This is a genomic window from Rothia nasimurium, from assembly GCF_035916755.1.
GTDB lineage: Bacteria > Actinomycetota > Actinomycetes > Actinomycetales > Micrococcaceae > Rothia.
Genome location: NZ_JAYWIX010000001.1, coordinates 151,974 through 166,326 on the forward strand (window position 1 = coordinate 151,974; position 14,353 = coordinate 166,326).

16 protein-coding genes and 1 other RNA gene are annotated in these 14,353 nt (G+C 53.5%); all 17 read left to right on the forward strand.

The features are described 5' to 3' along the window. Nucleotides 1–17 precede the first annotated feature (17 nt). The 17 genes from VSX42_RS00660 to VSX42_RS10900 all read left to right on the forward strand — a co-directional run bounded on the left by VSX42_RS00660 (nucleotide 18) and on the right by VSX42_RS10900 (nucleotide 14,235). Entirely contained in the window at nucleotides 18–2,021 is a 2,004-nt protein-coding gene (locus tag VSX42_RS00660) for a glycosyltransferase (RefSeq protein WP_326502510.1), read from the forward strand. Next, nucleotides 2,018–2,899, forward strand: coding sequence for an ABC transporter permease (locus VSX42_RS00665; RefSeq protein WP_326502511.1), 882 nt, complete (start codon nucleotides 2,018–2,020; stop codon nucleotides 2,897–2,899). The genes VSX42_RS00660 and VSX42_RS00665 overlap by 4 nt, the downstream gene beginning before the upstream one ends. Before the next feature lie 5 nt (nucleotides 2,900–2,904). Further along, on the forward strand, nucleotides 2,905–3,681 hold the full coding sequence (locus VSX42_RS00670; RefSeq protein ID WP_237185394.1) for an ABC transporter ATP-binding protein: 777 nt from the start codon (nucleotides 2,905–2,907) through the stop codon (nucleotides 3,679–3,681). A gap of 315 nt (nucleotides 3,682–3,996) precedes the next feature. Further along, nucleotides 3,997–5,241, forward strand: coding sequence for a CpaF family protein (locus VSX42_RS00675; RefSeq protein WP_326502512.1), 1,245 nt, complete (start codon nucleotides 3,997–3,999; stop codon nucleotides 5,239–5,241). Continuing rightward, nucleotides 5,238–6,092, forward strand: coding sequence for a type II secretion system F family protein (locus VSX42_RS00680; protein WP_326502513.1), 855 nt, complete (start codon nucleotides 5,238–5,240; stop codon nucleotides 6,090–6,092). The genes VSX42_RS00675 and VSX42_RS00680 overlap by 4 nt, the downstream gene beginning before the upstream one ends. Beyond that, entirely contained in the window at nucleotides 6,089–7,024 is a 936-nt protein-coding gene (locus VSX42_RS00685) for a type II secretion system F family protein (protein WP_326502514.1), read from the forward strand. The genes VSX42_RS00680 and VSX42_RS00685 overlap by 4 nt, the downstream gene beginning before the upstream one ends. A gap of 63 nt (nucleotides 7,025–7,087) precedes the next feature. After that, on the forward strand, nucleotides 7,088–7,285 hold the full coding sequence (locus VSX42_RS00690; RefSeq protein WP_326502694.1) for a hypothetical protein: 198 nt from the start codon (nucleotides 7,088–7,090) through the stop codon (nucleotides 7,283–7,285). An 8-nt stretch (nucleotides 7,286–7,293) separates the two neighbouring features. Beyond that, the gene (locus VSX42_RS00695; RefSeq protein WP_326502515.1) at nucleotides 7,294–7,680 is read left to right on the forward strand and encodes a TadE/TadG family type IV pilus assembly protein; all 387 of its coding nucleotides are present in this window, start codon (nucleotides 7,294–7,296) and stop codon (nucleotides 7,678–7,680) included. A 22-nt stretch (nucleotides 7,681–7,702) separates the two neighbouring features. Then, nucleotides 7,703–8,119: a pilus assembly protein TadE gene (locus tag VSX42_RS00700; protein WP_326502516.1), complete on the forward strand. Its 417-nt coding sequence runs from the start codon at nucleotides 7,703–7,705 to the stop codon at nucleotides 8,117–8,119. Further along, nucleotides 8,116–8,607 carry a pilus assembly protein TadG-related protein gene (locus VSX42_RS00705; protein WP_326502517.1) on the forward strand — a complete coding sequence of 164 codons (492 nt, stop codon included), beginning with the start codon at nucleotides 8,116–8,118 and terminating at the stop codon, nucleotides 8,605–8,607. The genes VSX42_RS00700 and VSX42_RS00705 overlap by 4 nt, the downstream gene beginning before the upstream one ends. Before the next feature lie 81 nt (nucleotides 8,608–8,688). Next, nucleotides 8,689–9,813 carry a peptide chain release factor 2 gene (prfB, locus tag VSX42_RS00710; protein WP_326502518.1) on the forward strand — a complete coding sequence of 375 codons (1,125 nt, stop codon included), beginning with the start codon at nucleotides 8,689–8,691 and terminating at the stop codon, nucleotides 9,811–9,813. Continuing rightward, nucleotides 9,810–10,304, forward strand: a complete 495-nt coding sequence (smpB, locus tag VSX42_RS00715) for an SsrA-binding protein SmpB (protein WP_135012007.1) — start codon at nucleotides 9,810–9,812, stop codon at nucleotides 10,302–10,304. The genes prfB and smpB overlap by 4 nt, the downstream gene beginning before the upstream one ends. Before the next feature lie 26 nt (nucleotides 10,305–10,330). Beyond that, nucleotides 10,331–10,912: a DUF4190 domain-containing protein gene (locus VSX42_RS00720; RefSeq protein WP_326502519.1), complete on the forward strand. Its 582-nt coding sequence runs from the start codon at nucleotides 10,331–10,333 to the stop codon at nucleotides 10,910–10,912. A gap of 150 nt (nucleotides 10,913–11,062) precedes the next feature. Then, nucleotides 11,063–11,438, forward strand: a transfer-messenger RNA (tmRNA) gene (gene ssrA, locus VSX42_RS00725). 1,007 nt (nucleotides 11,439–12,445) lie between these two features. Beyond that, on the forward strand, nucleotides 12,446–12,742 hold the full coding sequence (locus tag VSX42_RS00730) for a helix-turn-helix domain-containing protein (RefSeq protein ID WP_326502520.1): 297 nt from the start codon (nucleotides 12,446–12,448) through the stop codon (nucleotides 12,740–12,742). A 480-nt stretch (nucleotides 12,743–13,222) separates the two neighbouring features. Then, the gene (locus VSX42_RS00735) at nucleotides 13,223–13,744 is read left to right on the forward strand and encodes a DUF4190 domain-containing protein (protein ID WP_326502521.1); all 522 of its coding nucleotides are present in this window, start codon (nucleotides 13,223–13,225) and stop codon (nucleotides 13,742–13,744) included. Nucleotides 13,745–14,025: 281 nt separating this feature from the next. Then, the gene (locus VSX42_RS10900) at nucleotides 14,026–14,235 is read left to right on the forward strand and encodes an OST-HTH/LOTUS domain-containing protein (RefSeq protein WP_418950749.1); all 210 of its coding nucleotides are present in this window, start codon (nucleotides 14,026–14,028) and stop codon (nucleotides 14,233–14,235) included. Nucleotides 14,236–14,353 lie beyond the last annotated feature (118 nt).

The following is a 14,353-nucleotide window of genomic DNA, read 5'->3' on the forward strand; positions in this document are numbered from 1 at the left end:
GAATGAGCGTGAAAAATATGACTGATATGAAAACACTTCAGCGGGTAATTCTCCCAGAAGCAGTCCAAACCGACGTCATACCTCTGTACATCGATAGCGGTAGCGCAACCGGTGTGCAACTTCCCACTCGTCTGGATGGAGACGCGGCCAAAACCATCGAGAAGGCGGCCGCCCAGCAAGAGCTAAAAAACGAAAACGCAGCAGGATCTGTAGCTACCACTTCTGATGTGCTAGGTCGTCGTTCAACCCACCTAGCAGCAGGTAAAACTGTTTCATTTGGAACCTACTTCAATGCTTTCCCCGCTTCGTACTGGAGACGGTGGACTGGTTTGAAATCAGTGACCCTGAGAATCACCACTGAAGGTGCGGGCATGGTCGTGGTTTATAAATCGAATGCCCGCGGTGTAATTCAACGTGTTGATGCCAAAGTACTTGAAGGCGCAGAAACAGTAACTTTCAACCTGACGCTAGCTCCTTTTGGAGATGGCGGCTGGTACTGGTTTGACCTTACTGCTACCAAGAGCGACCTCACCCTGGTTGAAGCCGACTGGCTTGGTGATATTCAGCCACGCCTGGGAGAAGCTGGCGGTAAAGCTACCGTACAGATTACAACTATGAATAAGGTACAGTACTGCATCGACAATATTCGTTCTCTGGGCAATAATCTTGATGCTCTCGAGACTGTTAAAGAGATTCTGATTGTTGACCAGGGTACCGAGAAGGTGCAGGACCACCCGGACTTTGAAGAAGTAGTTGCTCCTCTTGCGGGTAAGTTCCGTATCATTAACCAGGCAAATCTGGGTGGTTCTGGTGGCTTCGCTCGCGGCATGTTTGAGTCAGTAAACAATGGTTCAGATTATGTCATGCTACTAGATGACGACGTCGTCGTTGAGCCCGAATCGATTCTGCGTCTCATCACTTTTGCTGATTACTGTAAGAACCCCACTATCGTGGGTGGTCATATGTTTGATATGTACGACCGTTCGGTTCTACACGCATTCGGTGAAGTTGTGAACCCCTGGCGTACCTTCTACGATAAGCCGCACGCAGACATGTCGCTTGGCCACGACCTCGGTAGAAATAATCTGCGCAGTACCCACTGGATGCATCGTCGTGTAGACGTTGACTATAACGGCTGGTGGATGTGCCTTATCCCGACCGAAGTTATCAATAAGATTGGGCTATCCCTTCCCCTGTTTTTGAAGTGGGATGACGCTGAGTACGGTCTTCGCGCTAAGGAAGCAGGAATCGCGACTGTATCGTTCCCAGGCGCAGCTTTGTGGCACGTATCGTGGCAGGATAAGGACGACTCCGTTGGCTGGCAAGCTTACTTCCACGAACGTAATCGACTCATCACAGCTTTAATTCATTCTCCCTTTGAAAAGGGCGGATCAGTTTTACGCGAGTCGCTCTTCTTAGATGTTAAGCATGCTCTGTCCATGCAGTACTACACCGAAGAAGGTCGTCTCATGGCTATCGAGGACTTGCTGTCTGGCCCTGCACACCTGCATCCTTCGCTCAGTGAGCGTTTACCCATAATCCGCGGTAAAGTAAAGGATTTCAAGGACGCCCAACTCAAGTCGAACCTCGATGACTACCCGCAGCCTAAGACAACTAAACCTCCGTTCAAGGGGCGCCGTAACTTTAGTTCGCCTGGTTACCAGAAGCTGATTCCTTGGACTATTTCTACCGTGGGACGTCATCTCTTTAAGCCTGTTGATGATTTGGCAAAAACAAATCCTCAGATTCAGCTGAATTACTCAGAGAATCGTTGGTGGACTGTTTCCAAGTTCGATTCGCTTCTTGTCACTAACGCAGAAGGCACCGGTGTCTTCTGGTATCAGCGTGATCCCAAGAAGCTACGCGAAAATTTGGCTCGTGCTTCGAAACTGCATGCACAGCTCTTTAAAAACTGGGCTGATTTGCGAAACCAGTACCGCTCTGCTGCTGCCGAAGTAGCATCCTATGATGCCTGGGCTAAAACCTTCCAGAAGCATACGGAGTCTGAGCTGACCCGATGAATAAACAAATAACTCACCCTCTTTCCCCTCCTGGTCGCGGTAGGGGGCTCCGTGACGTCTTTCAAAATCGTTACCTTCTAAGGCTACTTGTCGATAAGGAAATTCAGGTTCGCTACCGCGGATCTGTCTTGGGTATCCTCTGGTCGTACATCAAGCCAGGGGTACAATTTGGCGTTTTCTATATTGCGATGGGACTATTCCTAGGCCTTGAAAGAGGCATGCAAAACTACGCTATTTATCTGTTCTCTGGAATGATCGTTATTAACTTCTTCTCTGAAGGGTTCAGTAACGGTGCTAAGGCAATGGTTGTGAATGGAGCTCTTATTAAGAAGATTTATCTTCCGAGAGAACTCTTTTCAGTCTCGACAATCTGGGTAGCTTTAATTCACTTTTTGCCTCAAATCGTGGTGCTTCTGATAGCTTGTTTCTTTGCAGGGTGGAGTCCGGACCTCAAACAGTTGGGGGCTGCACTCGTGGCCATGATTATTATTATGATTTTCTCAGCAGGACTTGGCCTTATCTTTGGTGTAGCTAATGTGTTTTTCCGGGACTCGGAAAACATCGTAGATATGCTCTTGATGGTCGCTACCTGGTTCTCTCCAGTGCTGTACTCATGGACTATGGTCCGGGATACCTTGTACTCGTGGGTTATCACTGTTTATCTGATGAACCCTCTTACTGTTGCTGTTGAGCTCTTCCACTATGCTTTCTGGATGCCTACCCTGTCTGAAGAGGCCTTGGCTCTACCTACCTCACAGATTCCTCCGCACCTTCTTACCCTGTGGGTACCTGTTGCCCTGGGTGTTTCTCTCGTGACCCTGTTCCTCGGTGACTTACTCTTCCGTAAGCTAGAGGGCAACTTCGCCCAGGAGCTCTGATTTACGTGGATATCAAGAAGTTTGATTTACCACCTGTGGCAGATAATGCTCCTGTGGTCATCAAGGTCGAGTCTCTGGTGAAGCGCTTTGTGCTACGCCATACTCGGTCGATGAAGGAGGCCTTTGTCTGGCTGATGAAAGGCCGCAAGGGCGATCTGAACGAGAAGTTCAACGCCCTCAATGGGGTTTCCCTGGACATTCGAGAAGGTGAGCGCGTTGCCCTACTGGGTTATAACGGTTCGGGTAAATCTACCCTGCTCAAGCTGATTTCGGGTGTGATGCACCCCGATGAGGGCAGGGTATTGACCGGCGGACGCATCGCTGGGCTTATCGAGGTTGGAGCAGGTTTCCACCCCGATTTGACTGGACGTGACAACGTATACTTGAACGCTGCCATCCTTGGTATGAGCAAGGAACAGATTGAAGCAAAGTTTGATGAAATTGTTGAATTTTCTGAAATCGGCAACTTTATCGATACCGAGGTTAAGTTCTACTCGTCGGGTATGTACCTGCGACTGGCTTTTGCTGTAGCTGTTCATACTGATCCGGAGATTTTCTTAGTGGATGAGATTCTGGCTGTGGGTGATGAACCTTTCCAGAAGAAATGTATCGCTAAGATTCGAGATCTGAGCGCTGAGGGGAAAACCCTGGTCGTGGTGAGCCATGACCTTGATTTAGTGGCAAAGATCTGTGAACGCGGAGTAGTCCTGGACCACGGCTCTAAGCAGTTCGATGGCCCTATTGACGAAGCGATTGAATTCATGAGGGCAAAATCCCACTAAGGAAGCCTGCCCCAAAAATACCCACAAGCTAGATAGCTTGTGGGCATTTTTGTACGTTGTTACTAGTCAGTAACTAGTTGTGTGTCAAAACATTACGATTATCCGTATCAGGTCTAAGGCGCTGTGGAAAAACTCAAGCCTTCGTGCGTTATGGCTTGTCAGGTGCAACTTCATTGCAATCTTGTTAGCTAGGCAAGGGGGCACAGGGCATGGTTATCCACAGGGTAGCCCTGAGGTGTTTGATTGTTTTACCTAATCAACTGTATCTTGTTTGGTAATTCATCGACTGATCGCAATGGAGCGTAAGGGGGACAGATGTCTATAGCGCAAGCAGAAGAGCTGGTTGAAGCAGACGTGCGTGACTTGATTCGGCGAAGCAGTATCGACCCACTCGTACAGCAGGCGGAAGCTAAGGAGCTCATCCAGCAGGCCATCGCTGAGTACGAGCGCCAGATGCTACGGGGCATAGTACCGCGACTTGAGAACGCTGACTCCCTGATCAGCTCTCTTTTCGACAAAGTATGCGGCTTTGGCGAGATTCAGCAGTATCTTGACGATAGCTCTGTTGAAGAGATCTGGATTAACGCTCCGGACGAGATTTTTGTGGCTCGTGCTGGAGAGTCTGAGCTTACCGGGCTTACCCTGAGCGAGGAGCAGATTCGTGCGCTGGTAGAGCGTATGCTCAAGACCTCGGGGCGACGACTTGATTTGAGCACACCTTTTGTCGATAGCTCCTTGCCGGACGGTTCTAGGCTCCATGTAGCTATTCCCGATGTGACCCGCCGCCATTGGGCCATCAATATCCGTAAGTTTATTGCGCGAGCAACTCGTTTGAGTGATTTGGTTAAGCTGGGGTCTCTCAGCTTAGATGCGGCAAAATTTTTAGATGCAGCTGTTGCGAGCGGGCTAAATTGTCTAGTGTCTGGAGCTACGCAGGCGGGAAAGACCACCATGCTGAATTGTTTATCTGCATCTATCGGCATGCGGGAGCGCGTTATTACCTGCGAGGAGATTTTTGAGCTCAAGATTCCCCTCCGCGATGTTGTGAATTTGCAGTGTCGTCAGCCCAACCTGGAAGGCCACGGCGAGATTCCTCTCCGGCGCCTAGTGAAAGAGGCTTTGCGCATGAGACCCGACCGCCTCATCATTGGTGAGGTACGCGAAGCTGAGTCTCTTGATATGCTCATTGCGCTCAACTCCGGGCTCCCAGGCCTTTGTACTATCCACGCTAACTCAGCTCGCGATGCAATCACGAAGATGTGCACCCTTCCACTCTTGGCTGGCGATAATATATCGAGTTCGTTTGTCGTTCCCACCGTGGCTTCTTGCTTTGATCTTGTGGTTCACTGCGACCGTAATCTGCGGGGCAAACGGCAGGTGCGAGAGATTCTCGCAGTTGGTAACCGGGTCGAAAACGGGGTGATTGAAACTAGCACACTGTTTAGACGAGAAGGCGATCAGCTGGTATGCGTTGCTTCTGAGGTGCCTTCGCCTGAGAAATTTATTCGTGCTGGCTACGCCCCTGAGACCCTTCTCAACTGCGAGGGGGCACTGGCATGAGTGCTTTATTCGGGCTGATGTTTGGTATTGGCGCTCTCTTAATCTATATGTCCTTTTGGGAGCTGCCCGCTAAGGAGAAAAAAGAACGAAAAGCCCCGGCGATACAACAGCTGCTGCGCCAGGCAGATTTAGAAAAGTTCACGGTAGCTATGTTTTATATGGTTTCTGCTGTAGCTGCTCTTGTTGCAATGGTGCTGACCTTCGCGTTGACCTCACTGGTTCCTCTGGCTGTTCTGGCTGCGGGCGTTGGGTTCTTTAGCCCTCGGTTAGTGGTTAAGCATCGTGCTGCTCAGCGGCAGGCTCAGCTGCGGGATTTATGGCCGGACGCGGTGGATCACCTGCGGTCAGCAATCCGTGCAGGTTTGTCGCTTCCGGACGCTCTCATGCAGCTTCAGTATCGGGGACCGGAGCCCCTGCGTCCGGCGTTTACTAGTTTTGCTTCAGACTACCGTGCTAGCGGTGAGTTCCTTCCAGCCCTCAATCGTCTTAAAGACCGCTTGAGTGACCCCACCGCGGACAATATCATTGAGGCCCTCAAAGTTACTCGTGAGGTGGGTGGAACTGATTTAGGTCGTCTTCTGGGGACCTTGAGTACTTTCCTCCGCGAGAATAGCAGGACACGCTCTGAACTTGAGGCTCGACAGTCGTGGACGGTCAATGCTGCCCGCCTTGCCTGTGTTGCTCCATGGGTCGTACTGGGCCTGATGGCTACTCAGCCAAGCACAATCAGGATTTATAACAGCTTTGCGGGTTTCCTAGTGTTAGCGAGCGGCTTAGCCCTGACCGTCATCGCTTACCGGTTGATGATGCGTATCGGTGCTCTACCGGAAGAGAAGAGGGTGCTGGCGTGAACTTTTCCCTTCTCCTTGGCCTTTTCCTAGCGGCAGGAATCTGGCTGGTGCTTTCGAGTATCTGGACCCAGCGTCGTGAGAGCTTTGCAGACCGTATAGCGCCCCAGCTTCGTGCGGCGGAGCTTAAAAAGAACCGCCCGGACACTCCGTATAGCACGCTACCTGAAGGTATTTACGGGGCGAGCGCTGCCCTCCTTGCACCGTGGGTTGAAAAGATGTACCGGAGTCTCGGTAAGTCGAGCTTTGATACGGTGGCCCTCGAAAAACGACTTGCCCAGCTAGGTGGGCATCTGACAACCGCAGAGTACCGGGTGCAGCAGGTACTCTGGAGCCTCTTGGCAGCTATTTTCTGTATTTGTCTGGTGTCTGTGGGCCTCGCCCAAGGGACGGTAAGTTTCGTGCCGGGAGTCCTCCTGATTGTTCTGGGTGCCTGTGCCGGCTTCCTTGCACGCGACTATTGGCTGTCTCAGCAGATCGCAAAACGGGAGAAAGCCATGCTGGCTGAATTTCCTGCTTTGGCAGAGCTTATGGCCCTATCTGTTACCGCTGGGGAATCTGCCATCGGGTCGCTTGAACGGGTAGTGCGGAGTTCGCAGGGAGAGCTTTCTCGCGAATTCCAAACTATTCTCGCGATGACTCGTTCCGGTGAGTCCCTCGTGGTCGCTTTGCAAAGTTTTTCGCAGCGTACCTCGGTAGCAGCCCTATCCCGTTTTGTGGATGGCCTGGTGGTTGCCATTGAACGTGGTACGCCCCTGGCAGATGTCTTGCGGGCTCAGGCCCAGGACGTGCGTGATAACGCTAAACGAGAGCTCATGGAAACTGCCGGGAAGAAAGAAATCGGGATGATGGCCCCCGTCGTTTTTCTGATACTTCCCCTCACCGTACTGTTTGCGATGTTTCCTGGCCTTTCCCTACTGAATCTTAACTTCTAAACCCGCCCGCTTGGGCACCTTCTATCACACTCATATTCAAAGGAGAATCCCATGAAGAAGTTCATGACCGACACCTACCTCAAGGCCCTTCTCAATATCTTTGCGCCTATGACAAGCCAAGATGACCCTGAACGCGGGGATGTGCCTGGCTGGGTGATGATCACGATGATGTCCGCTATACTCGTGGCCGCTATCTTGGTGGTTGCCCAAGACGCCCTCGTCAACATGTTCAATAACGCAATGGCAATGATTAACCGCTAGGAGAGCTGATGAGAGCTGTGCCCCCTGAGAAGGAGAGAGGTAATGCAACGGCGGAGTTCGTGATGGTATCTGCCCTAGTTGTTTTACTTTTTCTAGGTGTTTTGCAGGTTGCTTTCGCGCTGTTCACCCGTAACGTACTGCAGGACGCTGCATCTCAGGGGGCCCGCTATGGGGCCATGCTCGATAAAATACCGGCTGACGGAGAAGAACGCACCCGCGAGTTGCTGTATTCGGTGCTGCCTTCCCATTACTCGGCAACGATTAGCAGCTCTGTTACCCAGTGGCAGGGTGCGGACGCCGTGCAGGTCACCGTGGTTGCCCCGGTGCCCCTCCTCGGGCCCTTTGGGACAGCTACCCAGTGGGAGGTGAGCGGTCATGCTGTGGTTCAGAGGTAAACGCAGCGATAAAGCTGTAGACATGCGAGAGGCAGATGACCCTGAGCAGGGCAGCGCTCTTGTTGAGTTTATTGGACTGGGTGCCTTACTGATGGTACCCACGGTCTATTTTCTGTTATCAGTCTTTTCGATGCAGTCGGCTGCTTTTGCAGCTTCTAACGCTAGTGCCCATGCGCTACAGGTGATTCAGTTTTTGCCACCGGAGCAGCGCACCCAATCTGCTGTACAAGCGGTTGCCGCTTTGACAGCTAGCGATTTTGGTCTAGGGGCTGAAACCATTACTGCCACGCTGAGCTGCGAGGACGTCTGCGCCCAGGGCGAGCGAATGACGGTAGATGTTACCGTCGAGGTCGGGCTGCCTCTGGTGCCCTGGCCAGGGGCACCGACTCTTGCCACCATGACCTCTCAGGCTGTGAGCTGGGGAGGGAACTACTCATGACACAGATTAGACAGACCCAGCTTCAGCAGGTGCCCTGCCCTGAAACCGCTGAGAGCGAGGCCGAGCGAGGCAGCGTCCTCCCACTCATCGTGGGGCTGTGCCTAGTACTTCTCTTAGTTGCCTCCACCGTTGTTGGAGTAAGTTCCGTCTATCTTGAAAGACAGCGCCTCCAGGCTCTAGCCGACCAAGCGGCAACGTCCGCCGCGCAGCGCATTGAGGGCATCACGGCGGTGGGGGAGGCCCAGGCCCAGGTGACTCTCACCAGCGCCGGGGTGCAGGCGTCCGCTCACACCTTTCTGCAAGAAAGCGGCGCCGGCACCGACTTCTCCCACCTGACCTTAAACCCCGCAACCGGGGCGTCGGGAAACAACACTGCGGTGATCGTCCTTTCTGCCAAGGCCCACCCGCCCTTACTCTCCGTTGTGCTACCTGACGGCGTCGATATCACCGTTACCGGCCGGGCGCGCGTCATCACCACCCAAGACTAGAACAGAAGCGCTCTGCCCCGTCAGCGCAAAACAGGGGCAAAACCGGGCGCTTACCATCGTTTTCAGCTAGGGTTAATAGTCATGGCTACTATAGATTTTTCTGCCCAAATCAAAACCCTGCGCTCAACCTACGCCTCCATCGAAGAGGTCAGTGACGTTGAGCAGCTGCGCGCTACCATCGCAGAACTCTCTGAAGCAGCCGGTGCCCCCGACCTCTGGGACGACCCCGACGCCGCCCAAAAGATCACCTCCCAGCTCTCCCACACACAGGCCGAACTCGATAAGCTCGTCAAACTAAGCCAGGCCATCGACGACCTTGAGGTCATGGTAGAACTCGCCGACGAAGAAGGCGACGCCGACACCCTTGCCGAAGCAGAAAGCGAACTGCACGCTATCGAAAAGCGCCTAGCAGAGCTCGAAGTAATCACCCTGCTCTCGGGTGAGTACGATCAGCGCGACGCTGTCGTCACCATCCGGGCGGGAGCCGGTGGCGTGGATGCCGCCGACTTTGCCGAGATGCTTCTGCGCATGTACCTGCGCTGGGCCGAGAAAAACGGCTTCGATACCACGGTGATGGATACCTCCTACGCCGAAGAAGCCGGCCTCAAATCAGCAACATTTGAGGTCAAAGCCCCCTATGCTTTCGGGCGCCTGTCGATTGAAGCGGGAACCCACCGCCTGGTGCGTATTTCCCCCTTCAATAGCCAGGGCAAACGTATGACGTCATTCGCTGCGGTGGAAGTTATCCCCCTCATCGAGCAGACCGACCACATCGAAATCCCCGAGTCTGAACTCAAGATCGATGTCTTCCGCTCATCGGGGCCCGGTGGCCAGTCCGTGAACACCACAGACTCCGCCGTCCGTATGACCCACATCCCCACCGGCATCGTGGTCTCCATGCAGAACGAAAAGTCCCAGTTGCAGAACCGGGCTGCGGCGCTGCGCGTCCTGCAATCCCGCCTCCTCCTGCTCCGCAAAGAGCAAGAGGACGCCAAAAAGAAGGAACTTGCCGGTGACGTTAAAGCCTCCTGGGGGGACCAAATGCGTTCTTATGTGCTCAACCCCTACCAAATGGTCAAAGACCTACGAACCAACTATGAAGAGGGAAACCCCAGCGCCGTATTCGACGGTGCGCTCGACGGTTTCATCGACGCCGGCGTGCGGTGGCGCGCGGCAGAACGACAGAAAAGAAAGAACGAAGAATAATCGTGGCTAAGAAAAAAGTAACGAAAGAAGACCCGAATAACCACACCATAGCGTCCAACCGCCGTGCTCGCCATAACTACAACATCGTAGAGACCTGGGAAGCCGGGCTGGTGCTCATGGGAACCGAGGTTAAATCCCTACGCGATGGGGGAGCCTCAATCACCGATGGCTTCTGCCAGATGTACGGCAACGAGCTGTGGCTCGAGGGCATCCATATCGCCGAATACGGGCGTGGATCCTGGACCAACCACGCAGCCCGTCGCCGCCGTAAACTGCTCATGCACCGCAGCGAAATCAACAAAATCGCTCAGAAGCTCAAGGAAAGCGGCTACACCGTCGTGCCCCTCAAGCTCTATTTCAGCAAGGGCCGCGCCAAGGTGGAAATTGCCTTGGCCACCGGTAAGCGTGACTACGACAAGCGCCAGGCCCTGCGTGAGCGTCAGGACAATCTCGAAGCCCAGCGCGCTATGCGCTATAAGAACCTGGGCTAGCCTAACAACCTACTCGAAGGAGAGAAATGACCACCGGAAACAACAACGAAAACCCCTACGGCGACTACGTACCCGGGCAGTACAGCTCAGGTACTACAGAGCAGGGAAATGGGGACTATAGCCAGCAGGGTAACAGTGCTTCCTCACAGCCCAGCTACTCGCAGCCTACCTATTCTCAGCCTAGCTACGGCCAGGCGGATTACAGCCAGCAACCTGCCAGCTACCCCTCCTACGGGTATGACGCTTACGGCCAGCAGGCAGCCTCAGCACCTAAGGGCCTGGCTATTACGTCGCTGATTCTGGGTATCCTGTCCTTCCTGAGCGGCTGGGTCGTTCTGGGCGGCATTCTGGGCATTGTCGGCCTGGTACTTGGTATCGTTGCCCTGCGCAAGACCAAGACCGGTGGCGGCGGTAAGGGTCTGGCTATCACCGGCATCGTATTTAGCTCCCTGGGCATTCTTATTTCTCTGGTAATGCTGGTGTTCTTCGGTTGGATTTTCTCAGCCTTCGGTGAGTGCATGGTCTACGCTGAGAACGAGGTTCTCATGGAGCAGTGCATGAACCAGCAGCTGGGCCTTGAGGTCACAGACTCAAGCAGCAACGTCTAATCAACCTGCCAGCTGGCTCTTTACAGCATGGAGGGCCAGCTGGTAGAGTGGTGCATCCGAGCTAATTGGGCCGGTGTCTTTCACTGATGAGTTGCGGCTCGAAAGAGCACTGGAAAACGCTTAGCTTGGCGTTCTTTGATAAAAGAATATGGGGATGATCGGTTTCGACGATGTGAGTTGAGATGGATGAAGCGTGCCGAGGATGCAGGGTTATCTCGTTAACGCCCTCTGCAAAAAAATAAGTGCAGAATCTAAGCGCACTGACTTCGCACTCGCTGCCTAATAATCCCAGCGATGCAGTCTGGTAGCCTGAGCTTGCCTTTGGCTCAGCTCCTACCATCAGTTTAAAAGGCCACTGCTGCCCGTCCTTGTCGTAGGGCCGGGTGGGACTTTTATACGGCTAGGTTAGGCCTTGTAAGTGTTTGCGCAAGCAAGGTAGCCGAAAACACCGCTTTCACAAACTGCGCACGGAGAAGACCCGTTGACGCCACATCGGACCGGGGTTCGATTCCCCGCATCTCCACAGTATTGAGGCCCTCCGCCCGGATAATCCGGGCGGAGGGCCTTTTCTGTGTCTTTACGACTTGCCGTTACTTCTTAGGTTCTACCGTGGGGATAGATGAAGTAGCAACCTTCGATGATGAAGGGGATGCGCCAGCCGTATTCCTGCATGGCAGCATCGCCCAGTATTGAGGATAGGCCGGTTGGCAACGATAGAACCGAGAATTAGACCGGAGACGGCGACGGTCATGAGCAGAGAGGTTGCTAGGCCACGACGTTCGGGGCCACCGTATTCGGCGACATAGGAGGTGACGAAGCCGTAGACACCGTAGCCGTACCATTCGATGAGGTGCCCGGCGACGGCCCCGATAAAGGCTTTGCACTTTTGCTGTGTGGGACGTACCGGCTGCATCGTCTTTTCCTGCTTTGAAGATTGCTTCTGTCATCTTTGGTTCTCTTGGTGTTGTTTGTGCGGATGCCCCCGGTGCGGTAGGCGTTGCACCAACAGTAATGATGTGATTTGCATCATAGCAATGTAGGTTTTTTCATTACATGTTGCTCTGGTGTGTAATTTTCTACAATGGTGATATGCGTGAGATGTCTTACATGGCTTGGATGTTTTGCTGTGAACGCTGGTTGTGGAAAAGGATGCCCTGGTGGTGAGTGCTGTAAGGGGTGTTGTTGATGAGCTCTCGGAGTACTAGGCAGTGCCGCGTGAAGAGCTGGTTGATAGTGTAGCAGGGGTTTTGATGCGGCGATAATGTGCCTAGAAAAGTTCTGCGCCTGTAGATGAAGTGTTGGGTGGTGGATGTGAAGGGGTCTATGAGGTGGCTCCTTGCCGAAAGGTGCAGGGGGTTTCTCTGGCCTCTGTGTTGAGGGTGCACCGCCTTGCTCTATCTGCTACCCAGCGAAGATTTGTGCAGATGGCTGAGCGTTATCACTGGAAGAAGCACGTATCGTCTTGACTTCATTGGAGTCGGGCGGTGCGGGGTACTTTGGTGTGCGTAGTCGGGGCTGGTGCCTAGCGGTTGTATGCACTCCCTGGCTGGGGATGTTGTAGGGCAGGGGTTATTGGCGCCTCTGCGGGAGGATCGCGGCGGCGGTGAAGCCCTGCTGATGTATGTGTGGGCATTTTTGGAGTTTGGCCGTAGCTATCGAGATGCTGTCCAGGCTCTTTATATCCACGAGAATACTTTGCGTAATAAGGTTGCAAAATTTGAGCAGATTACCGGCCGTAGGTTGAATGATATTGATGCCTGTATCGAACTAATATGGCTGCGGCATGATATGGCCCTAAAGGGGACTCTTGGTATAGGTGATTCAGCCTAAAACACCTTATCAATAAGGTTATATGGACTATTTTAAATGAATATTAAGAGGTTTTATGTGAAGCGGAATAAGAGAGTGTGGAGCGATAAAATAATACATGGTTATAAAATATTGCTGGTGGTTCAGCAATAGACATTACTCATCCACCACTTCTTGAAAGGGCTAGCATGTCACGCCTTGCCGGGCTTGTATCGATTCTTGCTTTACCTCGGTTGTTTCCTTTGGCGTATCAGCCCTGGTCATGGGGCTGGGAGTTGTGCTTGGTTTTATTGGCGCCGCCCTGCTCAAAATTGCTCCGAAAAAGGTAGCTGTTACGGCCTAGGCCTCTGAACAGCAGCAAGCCCCAGCCCCGTTTCTTCCCCTCTGTACGGTGAGTAGAAGCGGGGCTATTGCCTAGATTACGGGGTGACGGTGCTGGTAAGCTGACCATAAGATAAGGCCCAGTAGCGGGCCGACCGTTTTAGGAAGAAAGAGGACGCCGTGAGTAGTCAGCCCCCCGCTTATCCCCAGCCGCAAGTATCCGCGGGCCCGGGCGTCCTTCTGCCTCCTGTTTTGGACCACGAAACCCCGGGGGAGCCTGCCCAGTACCGGGTGCCAGACGCCCACCGCCGCCCTTATGGAGAAATGGTGCGTGATAAGCGCGGACGGGGCTACTATCAGGCAGTCATGGCTCTATCTGTGGGCGTAGCGAGCTGGCTCGTAGTGCTCATGGCTGGCGTTTTTGCCCTGCTGGCTCTCATTCCTGCGGTGGTGGCTATTGTGCTGGGTATCAAAGCCTTACGCGCTCGTAAGCGTAACCCGCGCACCCGCTTTCACGGGCAGACAGCCGGTATGGCCTGGGGCGGCATTGCCCTGGGTATTCTCTGCATTCCGGTGGCGGTCTTTTTCTACTTCATGGCGAGCTGGTTCCTGAACGGGGCCGAAACCGCGAACTGCGAAATCACCCACGCCGGGGACGAGGAAGCCATTACCCGCTGCATCGAGAGCAATACCAGCTACTAGCCCCACGTCCAAGGAGAGCGGAGATACAATACCCCAACCCCGATAACCATATTGCGGTTCTGATTGATGCTGAGAATGTCAGTCCGCACAATATTGAAGGGGTGCTCCAGGAGCTCTCGAAGTACGGCACAACCTCGGTGCGGCGAATCTATGGGGACTGGAGCTCCCAGTAGCTTGCAGGGTGGAAGGCTAAGATCCAGCAACACTCTCTCAAGCCCCAGCAGCAATTTACCTTCACCAAGGGCAAGAACTTTAGCGATATTGCCCTGGTCATTGACGCGATGGATCTCTCTCCGGAAAATGTGGAGAAAGCAGACTCCCCGCCCCAGCGTTTAAGCACGAATCAGCTTCGCCAAGATACAGCCTTGGTGGGTCTGCTGCGAAGTGTTATAGTGGCAAGCGAGGACGAGGACGGCTGGGCTCAGCTCTCTTTGATTGGGGTGACTTTGCGTAATCGTTCCCCGGAGTTTGACCCCCGTAACTGGGGCTAAGCCAAGCTGAGGGACTTGATTAAAGCGGTAGATCTCTTTGAAGTTAGCCGGGTGCAGGCAGATAACGGTCACACTAATATTCGTGTGCGCATTATGAAGTAAAGCCTTACTGGAATAC

Excerpts from the sequence above, each read along its gene's own strand:
- VSX42_RS00675 (WP_326502512.1), top strand. The coding sequence starts at position 3,997 with ATGTCTATAGCGCAAGCAGAAGAGCTGGTTGAAGCAGACGTGCGTGAC.
- VSX42_RS00730 (WP_326502520.1), top strand. The coding sequence starts at position 12,446 with ATGCACTCCCTGGCTGGGGATGTTGTAGGGCAGGGGTTATTGGCGCCT.
- VSX42_RS00695 (WP_326502515.1), top strand. The coding sequence starts at position 7,294 with ATGAGAGCTGTGCCCCCTGAGAAGGAGAGAGGTAATGCAACGGCGGAG.
- VSX42_RS00680 (WP_326502513.1), top strand. The coding sequence starts at position 5,238 with ATGAGTGCTTTATTCGGGCTGATGTTTGGTATTGGCGCTCTCTTAATC.
- VSX42_RS00660 (WP_326502510.1), top strand. The coding sequence starts at position 18 with ATGACTGATATGAAAACACTTCAGCGGGTAATTCTCCCAGAAGCAGTC.
- VSX42_RS00700 (WP_326502516.1), top strand. The coding sequence starts at position 7,703 with ATGCGAGAGGCAGATGACCCTGAGCAGGGCAGCGCTCTTGTTGAGTTT.
- VSX42_RS00665 (WP_326502511.1), top strand. The coding sequence starts at position 2,018 with ATGAATAAACAAATAACTCACCCTCTTTCCCCTCCTGGTCGCGGTAGG.
- VSX42_RS10900 (WP_418950749.1), top strand. The coding sequence starts at position 14,026 with ATGGATCTCTCTCCGGAAAATGTGGAGAAAGCAGACTCCCCGCCCCAG.
- VSX42_RS00690 (WP_326502694.1), top strand. The coding sequence starts at position 7,088 with ATGACCGACACCTACCTCAAGGCCCTTCTCAATATCTTTGCGCCTATG.
- prfB (WP_326502518.1), top strand. The coding sequence starts at position 8,689 with ATGGCTACTATAGATTTTTCTGCCCAAATCAAAACCCTGCGCTCAACC.
- VSX42_RS00720 (WP_326502519.1), top strand. The coding sequence starts at position 10,331 with ATGACCACCGGAAACAACAACGAAAACCCCTACGGCGACTACGTACCC.
- VSX42_RS00705 (WP_326502517.1), top strand. The coding sequence starts at position 8,116 with ATGACACAGATTAGACAGACCCAGCTTCAGCAGGTGCCCTGCCCTGAA.